Annotated in this window: 17 protein-coding genes, 1 riboswitch and 1 other annotated feature; of the genes, 13 read left to right on the top strand and 4 right to left on the bottom strand. The window is 45.3% G+C overall.

The features are described 5' to 3' along the window. Positions 1-79 precede the first annotated feature (79 nt). The gene (gene hflD, locus FIU99_RS10585; protein ID WP_006962785.1) at positions 80-697 is read right to left on the bottom strand and encodes a high frequency lysogenization protein HflD; all 618 of its coding nucleotides are present in this window, start codon (positions 695-697) and stop codon (positions 80-82) included. Between the two features lie 28 nt (positions 698-725). Then, the gene (gene mnmA / locus FIU99_RS10580) at positions 726-1,847 is read right to left on the bottom strand and encodes a tRNA 2-thiouridine(34) synthase MnmA (protein ID WP_152472272.1); all 1,122 of its coding nucleotides are present in this window, start codon (positions 1,845-1,847) and stop codon (positions 726-728) included. Between the two features lie 194 nt (positions 1,848-2,041). Here mnmA and FIU99_RS10575 point away from each other — a divergent pair, with 194 nt between their 5' ends. Both FIU99_RS10575 and FIU99_RS10570 read left to right on the top strand, forming a co-directional pair. Next, positions 2,042-2,311: a hypothetical protein gene (locus FIU99_RS10575; protein ID WP_006962783.1), complete on the top strand. Its 270-nt coding sequence runs from the start codon at positions 2,042-2,044 to the stop codon at positions 2,309-2,311. Positions 2,312-2,553: 242 nt separating this feature from the next. After that, positions 2,554-3,858 carry an inosine/guanosine kinase gene (locus FIU99_RS10570; RefSeq protein WP_019275705.1) on the top strand — a complete coding sequence of 435 codons (1,305 nt, stop codon included), beginning with the start codon at positions 2,554-2,556 and terminating at the stop codon, positions 3,856-3,858. Positions 3,859-3,950: 92 nt separating this feature from the next. Here FIU99_RS10570 and FIU99_RS10565 read toward each other — a convergent pair whose 3' ends face one another. Then, on the bottom strand, positions 3,951-4,358 hold the full coding sequence (locus FIU99_RS10565; RefSeq protein ID WP_006962781.1) for an H-NS family nucleoid-associated regulatory protein: 408 nt from the start codon (positions 4,356-4,358) through the stop codon (positions 3,951-3,953). 610 nt (positions 4,359-4,968) lie between these two features. Continuing rightward, a riboswitch (Lysine riboswitch) is annotated at positions 4,969-5,151 on the top strand. 113 nt (positions 5,152-5,264) lie between these two features. On the opposite strand from FIU99_RS10565, the gene FIU99_RS10560 reads away from it, so the two are divergent. The 10 genes from FIU99_RS10560 (at position 5,265) to FIU99_RS10515 (ending at position 15,216) form a co-directional block, all read left to right on the top strand. Continuing rightward, entirely contained in the window at positions 5,265-6,866 is a 1,602-nt protein-coding gene (locus tag FIU99_RS10560; protein ID WP_038155926.1) for a Na+/H+ antiporter NhaC family protein, read from the top strand. Between the two features lie 174 nt (positions 6,867-7,040). Then, positions 7,041-7,177 (top strand) — a sequence feature (His leader region). A 40-nt stretch (positions 7,178-7,217) separates the two neighbouring features. Next, on the top strand, positions 7,218-8,114 hold the full coding sequence (gene hisG, locus FIU99_RS10555; RefSeq protein WP_006962779.1) for an ATP phosphoribosyltransferase: 897 nt from the start codon (positions 7,218-7,220) through the stop codon (positions 8,112-8,114). A 5-nt stretch (positions 8,115-8,119) separates the two neighbouring features. Further along, the gene (hisD, locus tag FIU99_RS10550) at positions 8,120-9,412 is read left to right on the top strand and encodes a histidinol dehydrogenase (protein ID WP_152472271.1); all 1,293 of its coding nucleotides are present in this window, start codon (positions 8,120-8,122) and stop codon (positions 9,410-9,412) included. A 12-nt stretch (positions 9,413-9,424) separates the two neighbouring features. Then, entirely contained in the window at positions 9,425-10,465 is a 1,041-nt protein-coding gene (gene hisC, locus FIU99_RS10545) for a histidinol-phosphate transaminase (RefSeq protein WP_152472270.1), read from the top strand. Between the two features lie 69 nt (positions 10,466-10,534). After that, a complete protein-coding gene (gene hisB / locus FIU99_RS10540) occupies positions 10,535-11,608 on the top strand; it encodes a bifunctional histidinol-phosphatase/imidazoleglycerol-phosphate dehydratase HisB (protein ID WP_099607419.1) in 1,074 nt (357 codons plus the stop codon). 26 nt (positions 11,609-11,634) lie between these two features. Next, on the top strand, positions 11,635-12,249 hold the full coding sequence (gene hisH / locus FIU99_RS10535) for an imidazole glycerol phosphate synthase subunit HisH (protein ID WP_152472269.1): 615 nt from the start codon (positions 11,635-11,637) through the stop codon (positions 12,247-12,249). 12 nt (positions 12,250-12,261) lie between these two features. After that, a complete protein-coding gene (gene hisA, locus FIU99_RS10530) occupies positions 12,262-12,999 on the top strand; it encodes a 1-(5-phosphoribosyl)-5-[(5-phosphoribosylamino)methylideneamino]imidazole-4-carboxamide isomerase (RefSeq protein ID WP_006962774.1) in 738 nt (245 codons plus the stop codon). Then, the gene (gene hisF / locus FIU99_RS10525) at positions 12,981-13,754 is read left to right on the top strand and encodes an imidazole glycerol phosphate synthase subunit HisF (RefSeq protein WP_006962773.1); all 774 of its coding nucleotides are present in this window, start codon (positions 12,981-12,983) and stop codon (positions 13,752-13,754) included. The genes hisA and hisF overlap by 19 nt, the downstream gene beginning before the upstream one ends. Next, on the top strand, positions 13,751-14,386 hold the full coding sequence (hisIE, locus tag FIU99_RS10520) for a bifunctional phosphoribosyl-AMP cyclohydrolase/phosphoribosyl-ATP diphosphatase HisIE (protein WP_006962772.1): 636 nt from the start codon (positions 13,751-13,753) through the stop codon (positions 14,384-14,386). Before hisF ends, hisIE begins: the two co-directional genes overlap by 4 nt. A gap of 86 nt (positions 14,387-14,472) precedes the next feature. Beyond that, positions 14,473-15,216, top strand: a complete 744-nt coding sequence (locus tag FIU99_RS10515) for a YebC/PmpR family DNA-binding transcriptional regulator (RefSeq protein ID WP_043008606.1) — start codon at positions 14,473-14,475, stop codon at positions 15,214-15,216. Positions 15,217-15,282: 66 nt separating this feature from the next. On the opposite strand, the gene FIU99_RS10510 is transcribed toward FIU99_RS10515, so the two are convergent. Then, positions 15,283-16,497: a putative manganese transporter gene (locus FIU99_RS10510; RefSeq protein WP_152472268.1), complete on the bottom strand. Its 1,215-nt coding sequence runs from the start codon at positions 16,495-16,497 to the stop codon at positions 15,283-15,285. A 184-nt stretch (positions 16,498-16,681) separates the two neighbouring features. On the opposite strand from FIU99_RS10510, the gene FIU99_RS10505 reads away from it, so the two are divergent. Then, positions 16,682-17,587 carry a manganese-dependent inorganic pyrophosphatase gene (locus tag FIU99_RS10505; protein WP_043008603.1) on the top strand — a complete coding sequence of 302 codons (906 nt, stop codon included), beginning with the start codon at positions 16,682-16,684 and terminating at the stop codon, positions 17,585-17,587. Positions 17,588-17,618 lie beyond the last annotated feature (31 nt).

The following is a 17,618-nucleotide window of genomic DNA, read 5'->3' as shown; positions in this document are numbered from 1 at the left end:
ATTGCGCAATCGTTTGCGTTAAGTTTATTTTGGTAGAAAAAATCAGCTCGCGATAGGCGCGAGCTGTATTGTTAAGTCATTACATTCTGGCTAAGAGGATTTGAGCCTGTTCAACCATTTTTTTGCGTCCGAAAATGAGGTGACGACGCTTTCCGCCGACTTGGCGCCATAGTACAGCACTGCGAATACCTGATAGTAACAAGGCTCGAACTTTATGTTGGTTACCTGTCTGTTGCAGTACAGAAGGGGTTCCAGTTACTTGAATTCTCGGTCCAATTGGGCTGATGACATCTAAATATACGCTGGCAAGGTTGCTGATCATCTGGTCGTCTAGCAGCTCAAAATGATCAAGTTGTCGCTCTATCATTTGAATACGATCAGCCAATTGAGACATTGCATCGTTACGTCCACTTAGCTTACGTTCAAGCGCCATCAGGCTAATGATATAGCGAGTTACTTCACTGCCAGAAGGCGTACTATCGATGCCTTTCACCAAGCATTCTAGGCCGAGTTTCAAATCTGATTCTCTACCATAAACACCCACGGTGTTGTTTGGGTTTGTGTTTAAGATAGCTTTGAGCGAAGTTTCAAATGCGTCAGAGTCACAGTGACCGTTTTTCGCGACCTGTTGAACCAGAGCGACAGCTTGGCAAATTCCTGCAAATGCGATGGTGCGGTCGTAAAGAGCGTTAGCCACGTAGTATTACTCCTGAAAATACATTGAATTAAATACGTTTTTCAATGATGCCGCCACCAAGGCAAACATCATCTTTATAAAATACCGCAGATTGGCCAGGGGTTACGGCTACCTGAGGGTCGTCGAAAATGACCTTAATATTTTCGTCATCAATTGGGATAATGGTACAAGGGATATCCGTTTGACGGTAACGTGTTTTCACACTGCATTGAAGCGGTGCCTTAATTATCTCTCGATCAACCCAATGAAGCTGAGAAGCAATGAGTCCCTGGGATTTTAACAATGGGTGTTCAGCACCTTGTACCGCAATTAGTACGTTACGTTTAAGATCTTTGTCTGCCACGTACCACGGGTCTTCATTACCACCGCCGCCTTTCTGACCGCCGATATGCAGACCTTTACGCTGACCCAATGTGTGATACATCAAACCTTGGTGTTCACCGATTACTTTGCCTTCAGGTGTCTCAATTTTGCCCGGCTGAGCTGGCAAATAACGAGATAGGAAGTCGGTAAACTTGCGTTCACCGATGAAGCATATACCTGTCGAGTCTTTTTTCTTCGCGGTAATAAGGTCCTGCTCTTCGGCGATTCGGCGTACTTCAGGTTTTTCTAGTTCCCCCACAGGGAACAGGCTGCGAGCTATCTGATCACTGCTCAGTGTATACAGAAAGTAGCTTTGATCTTTGTTGCTATCTAGGCCACGCAGCATTTGAGGCTTCTCACCGTTATCAGGGAAAGTACGTCGAACGTAATGACCCATTGCAATGTAATCTGCATCTAATACTTCATCTGCAAACTCAAGGAAAGCTTTGAACTTGATTTCTTTGTTACAAAGGATGTCTGGGTTCGGTGTGCGACCCGCTTTGTATTCCGCCAGAAAATACTCAAACACGTTGTCCCAGTATTCGGCAGCAAAATTAATGGTGTGAAGGTGTATTCCCAGCTTGTCACAAACCGCTTGTGCATCGGCCAAGTCTTCTGCAGCTGTACAGTATTCTTCGTTATCGTCTTCTTCCCAGTTCTTCATGAACAGACCTTCGACCTGATAGCCCTGTTGCTTTAGGAGATACGCGGAAACGGATGAGTCCACACCGCCAGACATGCCGACGATAACTTTCTTTTTACTGTTGTCAGTACAGTTCTCAGACATTACTAAACACCACACAATTTAACTGGAGGCAGATCTTAACAGAAAGCGTTTCGAGGTGACAGATCCGAGATCGAACTCACACTTCAAATTTGCCGCAATTTTACTCGTTCACTATCTTAATCTGCGAATTTTCACTATAGACAGGCTATATGTGGCATAGTTGGCAAAATTCAAGTTAGACAAGGTACAAAAACATGAGTGATGACAGTCAATTCATGGCGGAAGCAGAGCTGATTGAAATTGTTGAGAATCAGTTGGAAGATGGTGAACCGCTCAAAGTGAAAGAAACTTTGATGCGTTTGATGATGACAGGAACACCGCGAGACGAGGCTGTTGCAATGATGGCTTGTGCTGTCTCTATTGAGATCTTCGACGTAATGAAAAACGAAGGTGAGTTTAATCTCAAACGTTACTCCGAGCACCTTGACCGCTTGCCGGACATTAGTTTTATGGAAGGCGAATAAGTTGTCATCATGCGCCAACTGGTAGTCAGTTGGCTTTTGTTATTAATGGGTATGGTGCAGAGAAACTCTTCGCGTTAATTGCTTAAGATCTTCCTTCTCTTTAACACTTCTTATTTATTACCTCTCGATAGGTAGAATTTAATTTTTATCGCAATCGTTTGCTATAATTCCGGTTATTGCCGCGTCAGGTAGTGCGCGGTAGAATCCGGCATCCTTTGACCCCTTACTCAGAATATTTTGTTATGAAGTTTCCAGGCCAACGAAAGTCCAAGCACTATTTTCCCGTCCATGCGCGTGACCCTTTAGTGAGTCAATCTCAAGAAAGCAAGAAAATGTCCAGCACGCACATTATCGGTATTGACCAAACTTTGGTGGATATCGAAGCGAAGGTAAGTTCGGAACTCATTGAGAAGTATCAATTGAGTAAAGGTCACTCACTGGTTATTGACGATGTGACTGCGGAAGCGCTCTATAATGAGCTAAAGGAAAATGGACTGATTACCAATGAATACGCTGGTGGCACGATTGGTAACACTCTTCATAACTATTCTGTTCTAGCTGATGACCGCTCAACACTTTTGGGTGTGATGAGTCAGGATATTAAGATCGGTAGCTATGGTTTCCGCTATTTGTGCAACACTTCCAGTCGAATGGATCTTAATTATTTACAAGGTGTTGATGGTGCAATTGGCCGCTGTTTTGCTTTGATCTCTGATGATGGTGAGCGTACGTTTGCCATCAGTGAAGGTCAGATGAACCAGCTTCACCCAAATAGTATTCCGGAACATATTTTTGAAAATGCTTCTGCTTTAGTGCTCACGGCTTATTTGGTTCGTTGTAAAGAAGGTGACCCAATGCCAGATGCTACGATGAAAGCGATCGAATATGCGAAGAAATATAACGTTCCTGTTGTACTTACACTTGGAACGAAATTCGTTATTCAAGATGATCCAGTATTTTGGCAAAACTTTTTACGTGACCACGTTAGTGTTGTTGCAATGAATGAAGATGAAGCAGAAGCGCTAACGGGCGAATCTGATCCACTAGCCGCATCAGATAAAACGCTTGAATGGGTGGACTTGGTGCTTTGTACCGCAGGCCCTGTAGGTTTATTTATGGCGGGTTATACGGAAGAAGCGGCTAAACGTCAGACTTCTCTGCCATTACTCCCTGGTAGTATTGCTGAATTTAACCGATATGAGTTCAGCCGCCCTGCTGCAAAATGGGCGTGTGACAACCCAATTAAGGTGTATTCACATATATCTCCGTACATGGGCGGGCCGGAAAAAATTAAAAACACCAATGGTGCTGGCGATGCCGCATTATCTGCGCTGTTACATGATATGGCAGCGAATAAATACCATAAAGAAAATGTGCCTAATTCGAGTAAGCATGCCCACACTTACCTGACATATTCTTCTTTCTCTCAAGTATGTAAATATTCAAATCGTGCCAGTTACGAAGTACTAGTACAACATTCTCCGCGCTTGTCTCGAGGTTTGCCTGAGCGTGAAGATAGTTTGGAAGAAGCATACTGGGAACGCTAATCAGCAACATATAATTACAAAAAAGCCTCGCATTGCGAGGCTTTTCTTTTGTTTTATAAAAGTGTTGAGTTACAACACTTCTATAAATTCAATTAGATAAGGAAATCGTCTAGTGATTTACCTGCGTCTAGTTGCTCTTGGATTGCTGAAGGCGTGCGGCCTTGACCTGTCCACGTCTTTTCTTCACCAGTGTTATCTAGGTATTTGTATTTTGCTGGGCGAGGAGCACGTTTAGATTTTGGCTTACCTGCTGCTTCACCTGCAAGTGCAGAAATAACCATGTCTTTATCTAGACCTAGTTGCTTAATTTGTTCTGCGATATCGGCTAATTTAGCTTCTTGTGCCGCTTGAGCTTCACGTTCAGCTTCTTCAGCTTCTTTACGTTCAGCTACAACAGTTGATAATTTGTCTAGAGCTTCTTCAAGTTGTTCCAGAGTTAGCTCACGCGCAAATGCGCGTAGACTGCGAATGTTTAATAGAGTTTTTGTTAGTTCCGACATGTAAATTCCCACTTATTTAAGGAGCCGATAAAATAAATATTAAACCCGTATTATTAGCAATACAATATTTTCTGGTTAAATTGTTATAAAAATTTATTAATTAATCGCTAGTTCATTTGAATAATGAGACCTTTCAATTTAATCAACAAGTTTTTGTTGCATAAAATATCGGTGGTTTTGTGATTTTGACAATACTTATAGCGGATAAGTTTCATACATTGAACGATATTTATTTTATAACGTCAAAATAATTTGGATTATCCTTTTGTCAGCTATTTATCAAGGTAGTAACAAATCTTCATCAATTCACGAATTTTTCACTCTAATTTTCGTTGTTAGGGCTTAATACCTAGTTTCAGACGTATAATTCCACATTGGCGACTCAAATTCTGAATAATTAGATTCATATTGAGTAGTCTGAATATGATATTGGTTGATGGCTATGCAATTGTTGAGAAACCTTACGCACTGTTGCGCAGACAATTAGGGTGAGTAAATTTGGCATGATGTATTGAAATGGTGCTTTAGATGAGTACAATGGGCGCCACCTAATGCGATGTGTTGGTTAAATTGTTGTTAAAATCTATTTTTGACAGTTTAAAATATCAACATTCGCGGTAGAGGCGCGAAATAAATCAGTAGTGTTTGTTGGGGTGATGCCAATGAACAAATACGAAAGGTTGTTTCGCCGAAGTGAGTATTCAAATCAAAGATGCTTGCTGGGGTTACACTCGAAAGGGGTAACACTGCCATAGTCTATAATTTTGTAAAACTATGGAGCGCTACTGTAGGGCAGGGTGAAGTTTTCGCTTCCCTTTCGCTTAGTTCAACTTAATTGCTTGGAAATTTTTCCTTCAATTTGTCTGCAGTAGATCTCTAACCATTTATTACTGGTTTTTGAAGATCATGAATTTAATTGATTTTGCATCATCCCCTATTTCTTTGTTACCTCCTTTGGTAGCTCTGAGTTTGGCAATTATTACTCGTCGTGTATTGGTGTCTTTAGGTGTTGGTATTGCTCTTGGAGCCATACTTCTTAATGACTATTCGGTGGGTGATACTATAAGCTACGTTGGTTCTACAGTATCAAGCGTCTTCATCGAAGATGGCGGTATTAATACTTGGAACATGAGTATTGTCGGCTTTTTGCTATTGCTAGGCATGATGACAGCGTTGTTGACGTTATCAGGTGGTACTCGCGCTTTTGCTGAATGGGCACAATCACGTGTTAAAAGTAAGCGCGGTTCTAAGTTACTGGCGGCTTTTCTAGGCGTATTTATTTTTGTTGATGACTATTTTAATAGCCTAGCCGTTGGCGCGATTTCCCGACCTGTCACGGACCGTTTTTATGTATCCCGCGCTAAGCTGGCCTACATCTTAGACTCAACCGCAGCACCTATGTGTGTGATCATGCCTGCGTCTAGCTGGGGTGCTTACATCATGACGATCATTGGTGGCATTCTCGTCTCTCATGGCATCACTGAGTATTCTGCTCTTGGTGCTTATGTACGCCTTATTCCAATGAACTTTTACGCTGTTTTCGCTTTGCTAATGGTATTTGCAGTGGCTTGGTTTGGTCTTGATATTGGCAAGATGCGTAACCATGAAATCGCAGCATCTCAGGGGCATGGCTTTGAAAAAGAACAAGCTGATGACTCTCAAGAAGCTCATGATATTAATGAAGAATTGGATATCCAGGAAAGTGAAGGTGGTAAAGTTTCCGACTTAGTTCTACCGATTGTATTCCTGATTGTCGCAACGATTGCCTCAATGCTATATACGGGCGGACAGGCATTAACCGCAGATGACAAAGCCTTTAATGTACTAGGCGCTTTTGAGAACACAGATGTAGGCACTTCGTTGATCTATGGTGGTCTTGTCGGGTTGGCTGTAGCTCTGTTTACGGTGCTTAAGCAAGGTATCGCATTTAGCGAAATATCGCGTACGCTCTGGATCGGTGCGAAATCCATGTTTGGTGCAATTCTGATCCTAATATTCGCTTGGACTATTGGTTCTGTGATCGGTGATATGAACACGGGTAAATACCTGTCGACGCTAGCACAAGGTAATATCAACCCTCATTGGTTGCCAGTTATCCTTTTCTTGCTATCTGGTCTGATGGCGTTCTCTACCGGCACATCATGGGGTACGTTTGGTATCATGCTACCAATTGCTGGCGATATGGCAGGTGCAACGGATCTTGCTCTGATGCTGCCTATGCTAAGTGCTGTATTGGCAGGCTCGGTATTTGGAGACCATTGTTCACCAATTTCAGATACGACGATTCTCTCTTCAACGGGCGCACGTTGTAACCATATTGATCACGTAGCCACTCAGCTGCCGTATGCACTATCTGTCGCTGCTGTCTCTTGTATTGGTTTCATCACGTTGGGTATGACTGCATCTGTAGGCATCTCATTCGCTGTATCCGCAGTTGCTTTTGTTGGCGTCTGTGTCTTGCTATCGATTCTTTCAAAAGCGAAGATGGCAAGCTGTCAAAACGTTTAATGATTTGAACGATAAAAGAATTTTAAAGGGAGCTTTCGCTCCCTTTTTATTTGTCTTATACAAATTGAAAAAATCTTTAATTTTTAGTTGAAAAATGGTTTTGCCTTGGTTAGTGTGGTTACCAAGCAAGCGAACTGAAGAGCTTATAAGTATGCGTAATTTTGTAATGAACATTCATCACCATCATCACCCAGTCTAGTCTTTCGGGAGATGTACGCATACCCGGGGGACAGGAAACTCCCGGAGGCAGAAATCGCAAACTACAAGATTCAGAACCCTCGGGAGACCAATTCTTCCGAGGGTTTTTTAGTTTTAACGATTTAAAAATTAATTTGCACAGGGATAAAAGCAATGCAAACACAACGCCTAAGAATCGCAATCCAAAAGAAAGGTCGCCTAAGCAAAGAATGCCAAGAACTGCTTAAAAAGTGTGGCGTAAAATTCAACATCATGGGTGAGCGTTTAGTCGTTCACTCGCTGAACATGCCTATCGATCTACTGTTAGTTCGTGATGACGACATCCCAGGTCTAATTATGGATGGTGTCGTTGACCTTGGTTTCATCGGTGAAAACGAGCTTGAAGAAGTCCGTCTTGACCGTATCGCTTTGGGTGAACCAAGCGAGTTTGTGCCACTTCGTCGTCTTGATTTCGGTGGTTGCCGTTTGTCTATCGCTATTGACAAAGATGAAGAGTACAACGGCCCTCAAGATCTGGCAGGCAAACGAATTGCAACTACCTACCCGCAACTTCTTAAAGCGTATATGGATGAAGCAGGTGTACCGTTTTCAACGTGTATGCTCACTGGTTCTGTAGAAGTCGCCCCTCGCGCTGGTCTTGCTGACGCCATCGCTGACTTGGTTTCTACTGGTGCAACATTGGAAGCGAACGGTCTAAAAGAAGCCGAAATTATCTTCAAATCAAAAGCAACGCTGATTCAACGTACAGGTGAATTCGATGCAGACAAAGTCGCGCTAATCGAAAAACTGTTGACTCGAATGCAGGGTGTACAGCAAGCGAAAGAGTCGAAGTACATCATGCTACATGCTCCAACGGATAAGCTAGACCAAATCAAGTCATTGCTACCTGGTGCGGAAGATCCAACTGTATTGCCTCTCTCTGCGGACCAACAGAAAGTGGCTGTTCATTTGGTTAGTACTGAGAACCTGTTCTGGGAAACCATGGAACAACTTAAAGAACTGGGTGCGAGCTCAATTCTGGTGCTACCAATTGAGAAAATGATGGAGTAATCGCCATGAGAACTGTCGTATGGCAATCACTAAGTGAAACGCAGCAAGATTCTATTTTAGAGCGTCCGGCAATTGCTGAAGGTGCAAACATCACGGCTGCGGTTTCTGAAGTTATCGCGAACGTTCGTAGTGAGGGCGATTCAGCCTTGCTTGAATTGACTGAGAAGTTTGACCGTGTGAAACCGGAATCCATTCGAGTGTCGGCTCAAGAGATTGAGGAAGCGTCAGCGCGTCTTCCGGAGAAGATGAAGAATGCACTTGAGCAAGCTTATGCCAACATCTCTAAGTTCCACAAAGCGCAGAAGCCGCAACCTATCAAAGTAGAAACTCAACCGGGTGTGCTTTGTGAGCAGGTAACGCGCCCAATTCAAAAAGTGGGCTTGTACATTCCGGGTGGCAGCGCGCCATTGCCATCGACTGTTTTGATGCTTGGCGTCCCTGCGAAGATTGCGGGCTGTCGCAAAGTGGTGTTGTGTTCTCCACCACCAATCGCAGACGAAATTTTGTATGTTGCTCAGCTGTGCGGCATTGATGAAGTATACAACGTCGGTGGTGGCCAAGCCGTTGCTGCGATGGCTTATGGCACAGAAACGGTATCCAAAGTTGATAAGATTTTTGGTCCGGGTAACGCTTACGTGACTGAAGCAAAACGTCAAGTGAGCAATGATTTTCGCGGCGCAGCGATTGACATGCCAGCGGGTCCTTCAGAAGTACTGGTTTTGGCCGATGAAACTGCGGACCCTGATTTTATTGCTGCCGACCTGCTAAGCCAAGCAGAGCACGGCCCTGACTCTCAAGTAGTGCTTGTGACGCCTTCACCTGTGATTGCAGACCAAGTCACTGACGCAGTTCAGTGCCAACTCAAAGAGCTATCTCGTGCGGATATTGCTGAGAAGGCACTCGCTTCAAGTTTGGTTATCATCGCGGAGTCGTTGACTCAGGCGGTTTCAATCTCAAATTACTACGGCCCTGAGCACTTGATTGTTCAGACCAAGAACCCTCGCGAGCTTTTGCCTTTACTCGATAATGCAGGTTCCATCTTCCTAGGGGATTGGTCACCAGAATCGGCGGGGGATTACGCATCGGGCACTAACCACGTTCTCCCTACTTACGGTTACACGCGTACGTATTCGAGCTTAGGTTTAGCGGATTTCTCTAAGCGGATGACAGTTCAAGAGTTGTCTGCTGATGGTCTAAAAAACCTTGCTCCAACGGTGGTGACCATGGCTGAAGCAGAAGGTTTGGATGCACACAAACGTGCCGTGACTATTCGTGTAGAAAAACTGGCAGTTAAGTAAGAGGGCAATGAGATGGAAAAGCTAGCGCGTAAACAGGTCCAAAAACTTACCCCTTATTTATCGGCTCGTCGTATCGGTGGTACAGGTGATGTTTGGCTGAACGCCAACGAATCGCCATTCAACAATGAATACAAAACAGACTTCGCTCGTCTTAATCGTTATAGCGAATGTCAGCCTAAAGAACTGATTTCTGCATACGCTGCGTATGCCGGGGTGAACCCAGAACAAACGTTGACTTCTCGCGGTGCAGATGAAGGCATCGAGTTACTGATTCGTGCTTTCTGTGAGCCAGGTGAAGATGCGATTCTTTACTGCCCACCGACTTACGGTATGTACTCCATCAGCGCTGAAACCATTGGTGTAGAGCGCAAAACCGTGCCGCTAACATCAGATTGGCAACTAGACCTTGCTGGCATCGAAGCTAATCTGGATAACGTTAAACTGGTTTTCGTATGTTCACCAAATAACCCTACGGGTAACTTAGTTAAGCGTGAAGATATTGTCTCTCTGCTTGAAATGACAAAAGACCGCGCAATCGTGGTGATGGACGAAGCGTACATTGATTTCTGCCCAGAAGCGTCAACGGTAGATTTACTGGCGCAATACCCGAATCTTGCAATTCTGCGTACTCTGTCGAAAGCTTTTGCCCTTGCGGGTTTGCGTTGTGGATTTACGCTTGCGAACGAAGAGCTGATTAAGGTACTTCTGAAAGTCATCGCACCATACCCAGTCCCAGTTCCTGTTGCAGAAATTGCCACTCAAGCGCTTTCTGAAGCAGGCCTAGCGAGAGCGAAGTTCCAAGTTCTCGATTTGAACGCGAACCGTGCTTATTTGCAGGTGGGCTTGTCGATGATTCCGGGCTTGGAAGTCTTTGAAGGATGGGGTAACTACCTATTGGTTAAATTCCCAGATGGTGATGATCTTTTCAAAGCCGCTTGGGAAACAGGCATTATCTTGCGTAACTCGCCAATTGAGAACTGCGTACGTATCAGTGTGGGTAACCGCGACGAGTGCGAAAAAACACTCGGATTTATTAGAAACTACTACTCATAAGTAGAGACAAAATTAATTGCTTTCGCTGACAAAGCGGAGGCGCCAAAGATTAGCAATAAGGAAGTTCGAGTGAGTAAACAACAAAAAATCCTTTTTATCGACCGTGATGGCACCTTAATTGTTGAGCCGCCGGTTGATTTTCAAGTTGATCGTTTAGATAAACTAAAACTAGAACCATTTGTTATCCCAAGTCTGCTGTCGTTGCAGGATGCAGGATACCGTCTAGTGATGGTAACGAACCAAGACGGTTTGGGTACAAACAGCTACCCACAAGCAGATTTTGATGCACCGCACGATATGATGATGGAAATCTTCGAATCTCAAGGTGTGAAGTTCGATGACGTACTGATTTGCCCTCACTTTGAAGAAGATAACTGCTCATGCCGCAAGCCTAAATTAGGCATGGTGAAAGAGTACCTTCAGGGTGGCAAAGTGGACTTCCAAAACTCTGTTGTGATTGGCGATCGTCAAACCGATCTTCAACTTGCAGAAAACATGGCAATTCGTGGCATTCAGTACAACCCGGAAACCATGGGCTGGAAACAGATCCTGAAAGATCTGACGGTGAAAGCTCGTGTTGCTGAAGTGGTTCGAACTACGAAAGAAACTGATATTAAAGTCGCGGTCAATCTTGATGACCAAGGCGGGAATGATATTTCTACAGGTCTTGGTTTCTTTGACCACATGTTGGATCAAATCGCAACACACGGTGGATTTAAGATGGTTTGTAAAGTGGAGGGCGACCTACACATTGACGATCATCACTCAGTAGAAGACACCGCACTTGCATTGGGCCAAGCGCTAAAAGAAGCGCTAGGTGATAAGCGTGGTATTGGCCGATTTGGCTTTAGCCTGCCAATGGATGAGTGTTTGGCGCAATGTGCTCTAGACCTGTCAGGGCGTCCTTACCTTAAGTTCGACGCGAAGTTCAGCCGTGAGCAAGTCGGTGACCTTTCAACCGAGATGGTGGTTCACTTCTTCCGCTCTCTAACTGACACCCTAGCGTGTACGCTGCACCTTTCTTCTGATGGCGACAATGATCACCACATCATTGAGAGTCTATTTAAAGCGTTTGGTCGTACTCTGCGCCAAGCAATCAAAGTAGAAGGCACTGAGCTACCAAGTAGCAAAGGCGTGCTGTAAGGCTAACGCTAGCAAGGAGAAAAACAGTGACAGAGCAGAAAGTTGTCATTATCGATACTGGCTGTGCCAACGTTTCTTCGGTGAAGTTTGCCATTGAACGCCTAGGCTATGACGTAACGATTTCAAAAGACCCACAAGTTGTATTGTCGGCAGATAAGCTATTCCTACCGGGTGTAGGAACAGCAAGTGAAGCAATGAAAAACCTAGCTGAGCGTGATCTTATCAGCTTGGTAAAACAGGTAGAGAAGCCGCTGTTAGGTATCTGTTTAGGCATGCAACTGTTAGGTAAAGTGTCTCAAGAGAAAGGACAGAAAGCGGACGAGTTGGTTGAGTGTCTTGGACTTTGTGATGGCGAAGTGAAGCTACTACAAACTGGCGACTTGCCGCTGCCGCATATGGGCTGGAACACAGTCTCTGCGAAAACAGGCAACCCGCTGTTCAAAGGCATTGAAGAAGGTGAGTACTTCTACTTTGTACACAGCTTTGCCATGCCAGTAGGGGACTACACCATTGCAGAATGTGAATACGGAAATCCGTTCACGGCAGCGGTGCAAAGCGGTAATTACTACGGCGTGCAATTCCACCCTGAGCGTTCTTCAAAAGCGGGCGCAAAGCTTATTCAAAACTTCTTAGAATTATAAAAGGGATTTAGTGTGATTATTCCAGCTCTTGATTTAATTGAAGGACAGGTGGTTCGTCTTTATCAAGGTGATTACGGTCAAGTAACCGAGTACAAAGTCGACCCAGCAGAGCAGTTCAACTTGTACCACCAAGCAGGTGCTAACTGGCTGCACTTGGTGGATTTAACTGGCGCGAAAGACACGACAGCACGCCAGCTTGATTTGATTGCAAAGCTATTAGCAAGTACGCCAGCGAACATCCAAATCGGTGGTGGTGTGCGTACTGAGCAAGACGTGATTGATCTGTTAGAAGCCGGTGCTCAACGTGTTGTAGTTGGTTCTACAGCAGTAAAACAACCAGAGCTTGTGAAAGGTTGGATGGAAAAATACGGCGCAGAGAAAATCGTTCTCGCACTAGACATTAACATCGACCAAAACGGTACACGTAAAGTGGCGATCTCTGGTTGGCAAGAAGACTCAGGCGTGACCATCGAATCGCTTATCAACGATTACCTAACAGTAGGTCTACGGCATGTGCTTTGTACCGACATTTCACGTGACGGTACGTTAGAAGGCTCAAACGTAGAGCTTTATGTTGACCTATGTAAACAGTACCCACAAGTGCAGTTCCAATCTTCAGGCGGTATCGGATCGCTAGCAGATATCGAAGCACTAAAAGGCAGTGGTGTGGCAGGCGTGATTGTTGGTCGCGCACTGCTAGACGGAAAGTTCACGGCAGAGGAGGCATTTGCATGCTGGCAAAGCGAATAATTCCATGTCTTGATGTTCGCGATGGACAAGTGGTGAAGGGCGTTCAGTTCCGCAACCACGAAATCATTGGCGACATCGTTCCTCTGGCACAGCGTTATGCGGAAGAAGGCGCCGACGAGCTGGTGTTTTACGATATTACCGCTTCCAGTGATGGTCGTGTCGTCGATAAAAGCTGGGTCGCTCGCGTTGCAGAAGTGATTGATATTCCGTTCTGCGTCGCTGGTGGCATTAAATCAGCCGAAGACGCAGCACGCATTCTTGAGTTTGGTGCGGACAAGGTGTCGATCAACTCACCGGCATTGGCGAACCCGCAACTGATTACCGACCTTGCTGATAAATTTGGTGTTCAGTGTATCGTGGTTGGCATCGACTCTTATTACGACAAAGATACTGGCAAGTATCAGGTTTACCAGTTTACTGGCGATGAGGAACGCACTAAAGCGACCCAATGGGAAACGCGTGATTGGGTGCAAGAAGTGCAAAAGCGTGGCGCTGGTGAAATCGTATTGAACATGATGAACCAAGACGGCGTGCGTAACGGTTACGACATCGAACAACTGAATATGGTACGTGAAGTGTGTAACGTTCCGCTGATTGCATCAGGCGGGGCGGGTGCCATGGAGCACTTCGCGGAAGCTTACCAAAAAGCAAATGTGGATGGTGCGCTTGCCGCATCGGTATTCCACAAACAAGTCATCAATATTGGTGAACTAAAGCAGTATTTGAAACAACAAGGTATTGAGGTGCGACTATGAGTTTAAACACCACCGAAGTGAGTTCTCTAGCTGAGCGCATCAACTGGGACAAGGTGGATGGTTTAGTGCCTGCCATCGTACAAGATTTCCAATCAAGTCAAGTGCTGATGATGGGTTACATGAACCAAGATGCGTTGGCAAAAACGGGTGAAACGGGTCAAGTGACGTTTTTCTCTCGTACCAAACAGCGTCTATGGACCAAAGGTGAGACCTCAGGTAACGTATTGCAATTGGTGAACATGCAGTTAGATTGCGATAACGATACGCTGCTGGTGAAAGTGAATCCCATTGGCCCTACGTGTCACTTGGGCAACACCACTTGTTGGGATGTCGATCCGCAAGAGGAGTCACAAATGGTGTGGCTTCATCAACTTGAGCAGTTATTGGCTGCCCGCAAGAGTGCCGACCCTGATTCCTCTTATACTGCCAACCTTTATTCCCGTGGCACCAAGCGTATTTCGCAGAAAGTGGGCGAAGAAGGCGTTGAAGTCGCGCTTGCGGCGACGTCGGGTGACAAGGCGGAGTTAGTGTGTGAGTCAGCGGATTTGATTTATCACTTACTGGTTCTACTTCAGGATCAAGGTTTATCAATGAACGACGTGGTTAATAAGCTGAAAGAGCGTCACAAGTAAAGCTGTCTTCATTGTGATAAACTGAAGAAAATTCAAAGCCGTAAGCATCACTTACGGCTTTTCTTTTTGTTAGGGAGTATTCATTTATGGCTGGTCATAGTAAATGGGCTAACATCCGTCACCGCAAAGCAGCACAAGATGCAAAGCGCGGTAAGATTTTCACTAAACTGATCCGAGAAATCGTCGTTGCAGCTAAAGAAGGTGGCGGTGAGCCAGAGAATAACCCACGCCTTCGCGCTGCTATCGACAAAGCTCTTTCCAATAACATGACGCGTGATACGGTGAATCGCGCAGTGTCTCGTGGTGCTGGTGGTGAAGGGGACGATGGCATGGAAACCGTCATCTACGAAGGATATGGGCCTGGTGGTACCGCGGTAATGGTTGAGTGTATGACAGACAATCGTAATCGAACTGTGTCTGGTGTCCGTCATGCATTTTCTAAGGCAGGCGGAAACCTAGGTACGGATGGCAGCGTAAACTATCTGTTCGATAAGAAAGGCGTGATCTCTTATGCTCCCGGATTAGACGAAGATGAAGTGATGGAAGTGGCACTCGACAGTGGCGCAGATGATATTGAGACAACAGAAAATGGCGCCATTGATGTCTTTACCGAGCCTCATGATTTTGGTGCCGTAAAAGATGCACTCGATGCTGCTGGGTTCGAAGCGGCAAACGCTGAAGTATCACTGATTCCATCGACTAAAGCTGAGTTAGACGCTGATACCGCGCCGAAGTTACTTCGTTTGATCGATGCATTGGAAGACTTAGATGATGTTCAGGAGGTCTACCATAATGGCGACATTTCTGATGAGGTAGCAGCAACGCTATAACGTAGGTTGATCAAAAACGCCCTCAATTGAGGGCGTTTTCGTATTTACGTATTAGCCAACACGTTATTATATCTCGAATAAGAAATAGTAGCCGTAGCCGACGAACAGCGCAGGAATAGCGGAATAGATAGACGCAACCAGTGCTGCCCTTGGTGCCAGAGCGATAGCTGGGAATAGTGCATCGCCATCGTTTGAAATCGCGTTGGCTAATTGAGCTGACAGTGGCGCAGCGCCTGAAATATATAAGCTGGTTACCAGAATTTGAGGCCCACACCCAGGCAGCATACCAACCGCTAGCCCCATCAGTGGCATCCACACTCCCCAACCGGAAAAGGTAGCGGCTAAATCGATGTGACCAAAGAAAGCAATCAGCTCGAATGCCATAAAGGCCAGAATAACCCATGCGGTAACGAAGTTTGTATCCTGAGCCGCTTTCTGTAGAGGATGTGATGAAACGGTCTTCTTATCTTCTGATACTGTTGACTCGTAATCTTTGATTTCTTTAGTCAGCGACCAAAGCAGCATACTCAAAATGATCAGCCCTGCACCGAGCCACTCAATGCTCATAGCAGGCAGAGAAAGAAGCTCATTGATATCGACCTGGAATGAACCCAATACTGCTACCACAGTCGCAGGAACGATGAGCCACTTCCAGAAGGCTCCTTGCAGGTTGATGGCTTTCTTTTCAAGACCAGAAGGATCGCTTGCTTCTGAACGACAACAAAATTTGTCCGCAAGTACCGACTTAGCGGCCGGCCTTAGGAAATCATCTTGGTGGATAGCGTTGACGGCCCATCCAGATACTGAGCCTACCACAACGCCCAGTGCAACAACGGCCAAACCAATATCAGGTTTACTGGCCAACAGCAGAAAAGCAGCATCACCCATAGTGGACGTTAATACTGCGACAATGGCGCCAAAGCCAACTCGCCCGCTGACAAATTGAGTCGTTACTATAATGGCACCGCCACACCCAGGCAGGGCGCCCAGTAAAGAAGCAAAGAAAACCTGATAGCTACGTGAGCTCTGGTATAGATTGACCAGCTTGCTCTCCTTGTTCATCCACAGGGAAACGTAGTGATAGATGACCAGAGTAAAAGCAACGTAGGCAGACACTGCCCAGAAGGCATCAGACAGAGTAGAAACGGTGACTTCACGTGTCGTTTCACTCAGTACCAGTGCCAGTAGAGTCACAGGCAGGAGAAGGCGTTTATAGGCAGGCCGAAACTGGGAAAAAGACAGCCAACCTGGCAGTGTTTGAGAAAGTCTTATCGAGTCCATTGAGCTTTAAATGCAAATACGAATAATTCTCAATATATGTTAGTGAGAATTATTTGCAACTAAAAGTTGTGATTTACACTTTTCTTTTTGCTAACTCATGACAAATTTCAAAATTCAGGTAAAGTATCGGCCTTTGTGAGTAATTGCCCAATACGGGCCTATTTAAGTCGTAATAGGAAAAAAGATGATTCTAGTTGTAGGTCACAAGAACCCTGATAGTGATAGCATCTGTAGTGCATTGGTAGCAACTGAGCTGCTAAAAGCTCGTGGCGTTGAAGCAATGCCAATTCGCCAAGGCGAAATCAACCGTGAAACACAGCACATTCTTGAAGTCGCAGGCGCGGAAGTTCCTGAACTTCGCACCTCTGTTGCTGGTGAGAAAATTTGGTTGGTTGACTACTCAGATCTAGCGCAAGCACCGGATGACGTGGCTGAAGCAGAAATCTTAGGTATCGTAGACCATCACCGCCTAGGTGATGTTATGACAGTAAACCCAATGGAAGCGTGGATTTGGCCTGTTGGTTGTACGAACACAGTACTTTTCAACATGTTCAAAATTGAAGGTCATGAAATCACACCGCAAATCGCTAAGCTAATGATGTCGGCTATCCTGTCTGACACCGTCGGCTTTGCCTCTCCAACTTGCACACAGAAAGATAAAGATGCTGTTGAAGAGCTAGCGAAAATTGCAGACGTATGTGATGTTGACGCTTTCATTAAAGATCTTCTTATCGCAAAAACAAACATCGAAGGTCTTTCTGCGGCTGAGCTTGTAGAAAAAGATCTGAAAGGCTATCCATTTAACGGCCGTGATGTTGTTGTCGGTCAGGTTGAACTTGCGACTCTAGAGCAAGTAGACGGCATGATTGAAGCGCTGGAATCTGATCTAGAACGCCGCTGTGCAGAAGAAAGCCTAGCCTTTGCTGCAGTAATGCTAACTGACATCACTACAGCTCAAACTCGTCTACTATACAAAGGTGAGTGGGCAGAGAAACTGACTCAGCACGAGCAAGACGGCATGCTGATGATGGAAAACACGCTAAGCCGTAAGAAGCAAGGTTGGCCTTGGCTTCAGACTGAACTGGCTTAATTCGCCGGTTCATTAACAAAATTCGACGCCC

The sequence above is a fragment of the Vibrio sp. THAF64 genome (assembly GCF_009363455.1).
In the GTDB taxonomy this organism is placed as follows: Bacteria; Pseudomonadota; Gammaproteobacteria; order Enterobacterales; family Vibrionaceae; genus Vibrio; species Vibrio coralliilyticus.
This window is presented reverse-complemented; position numbering and strand designations above follow the sequence as displayed.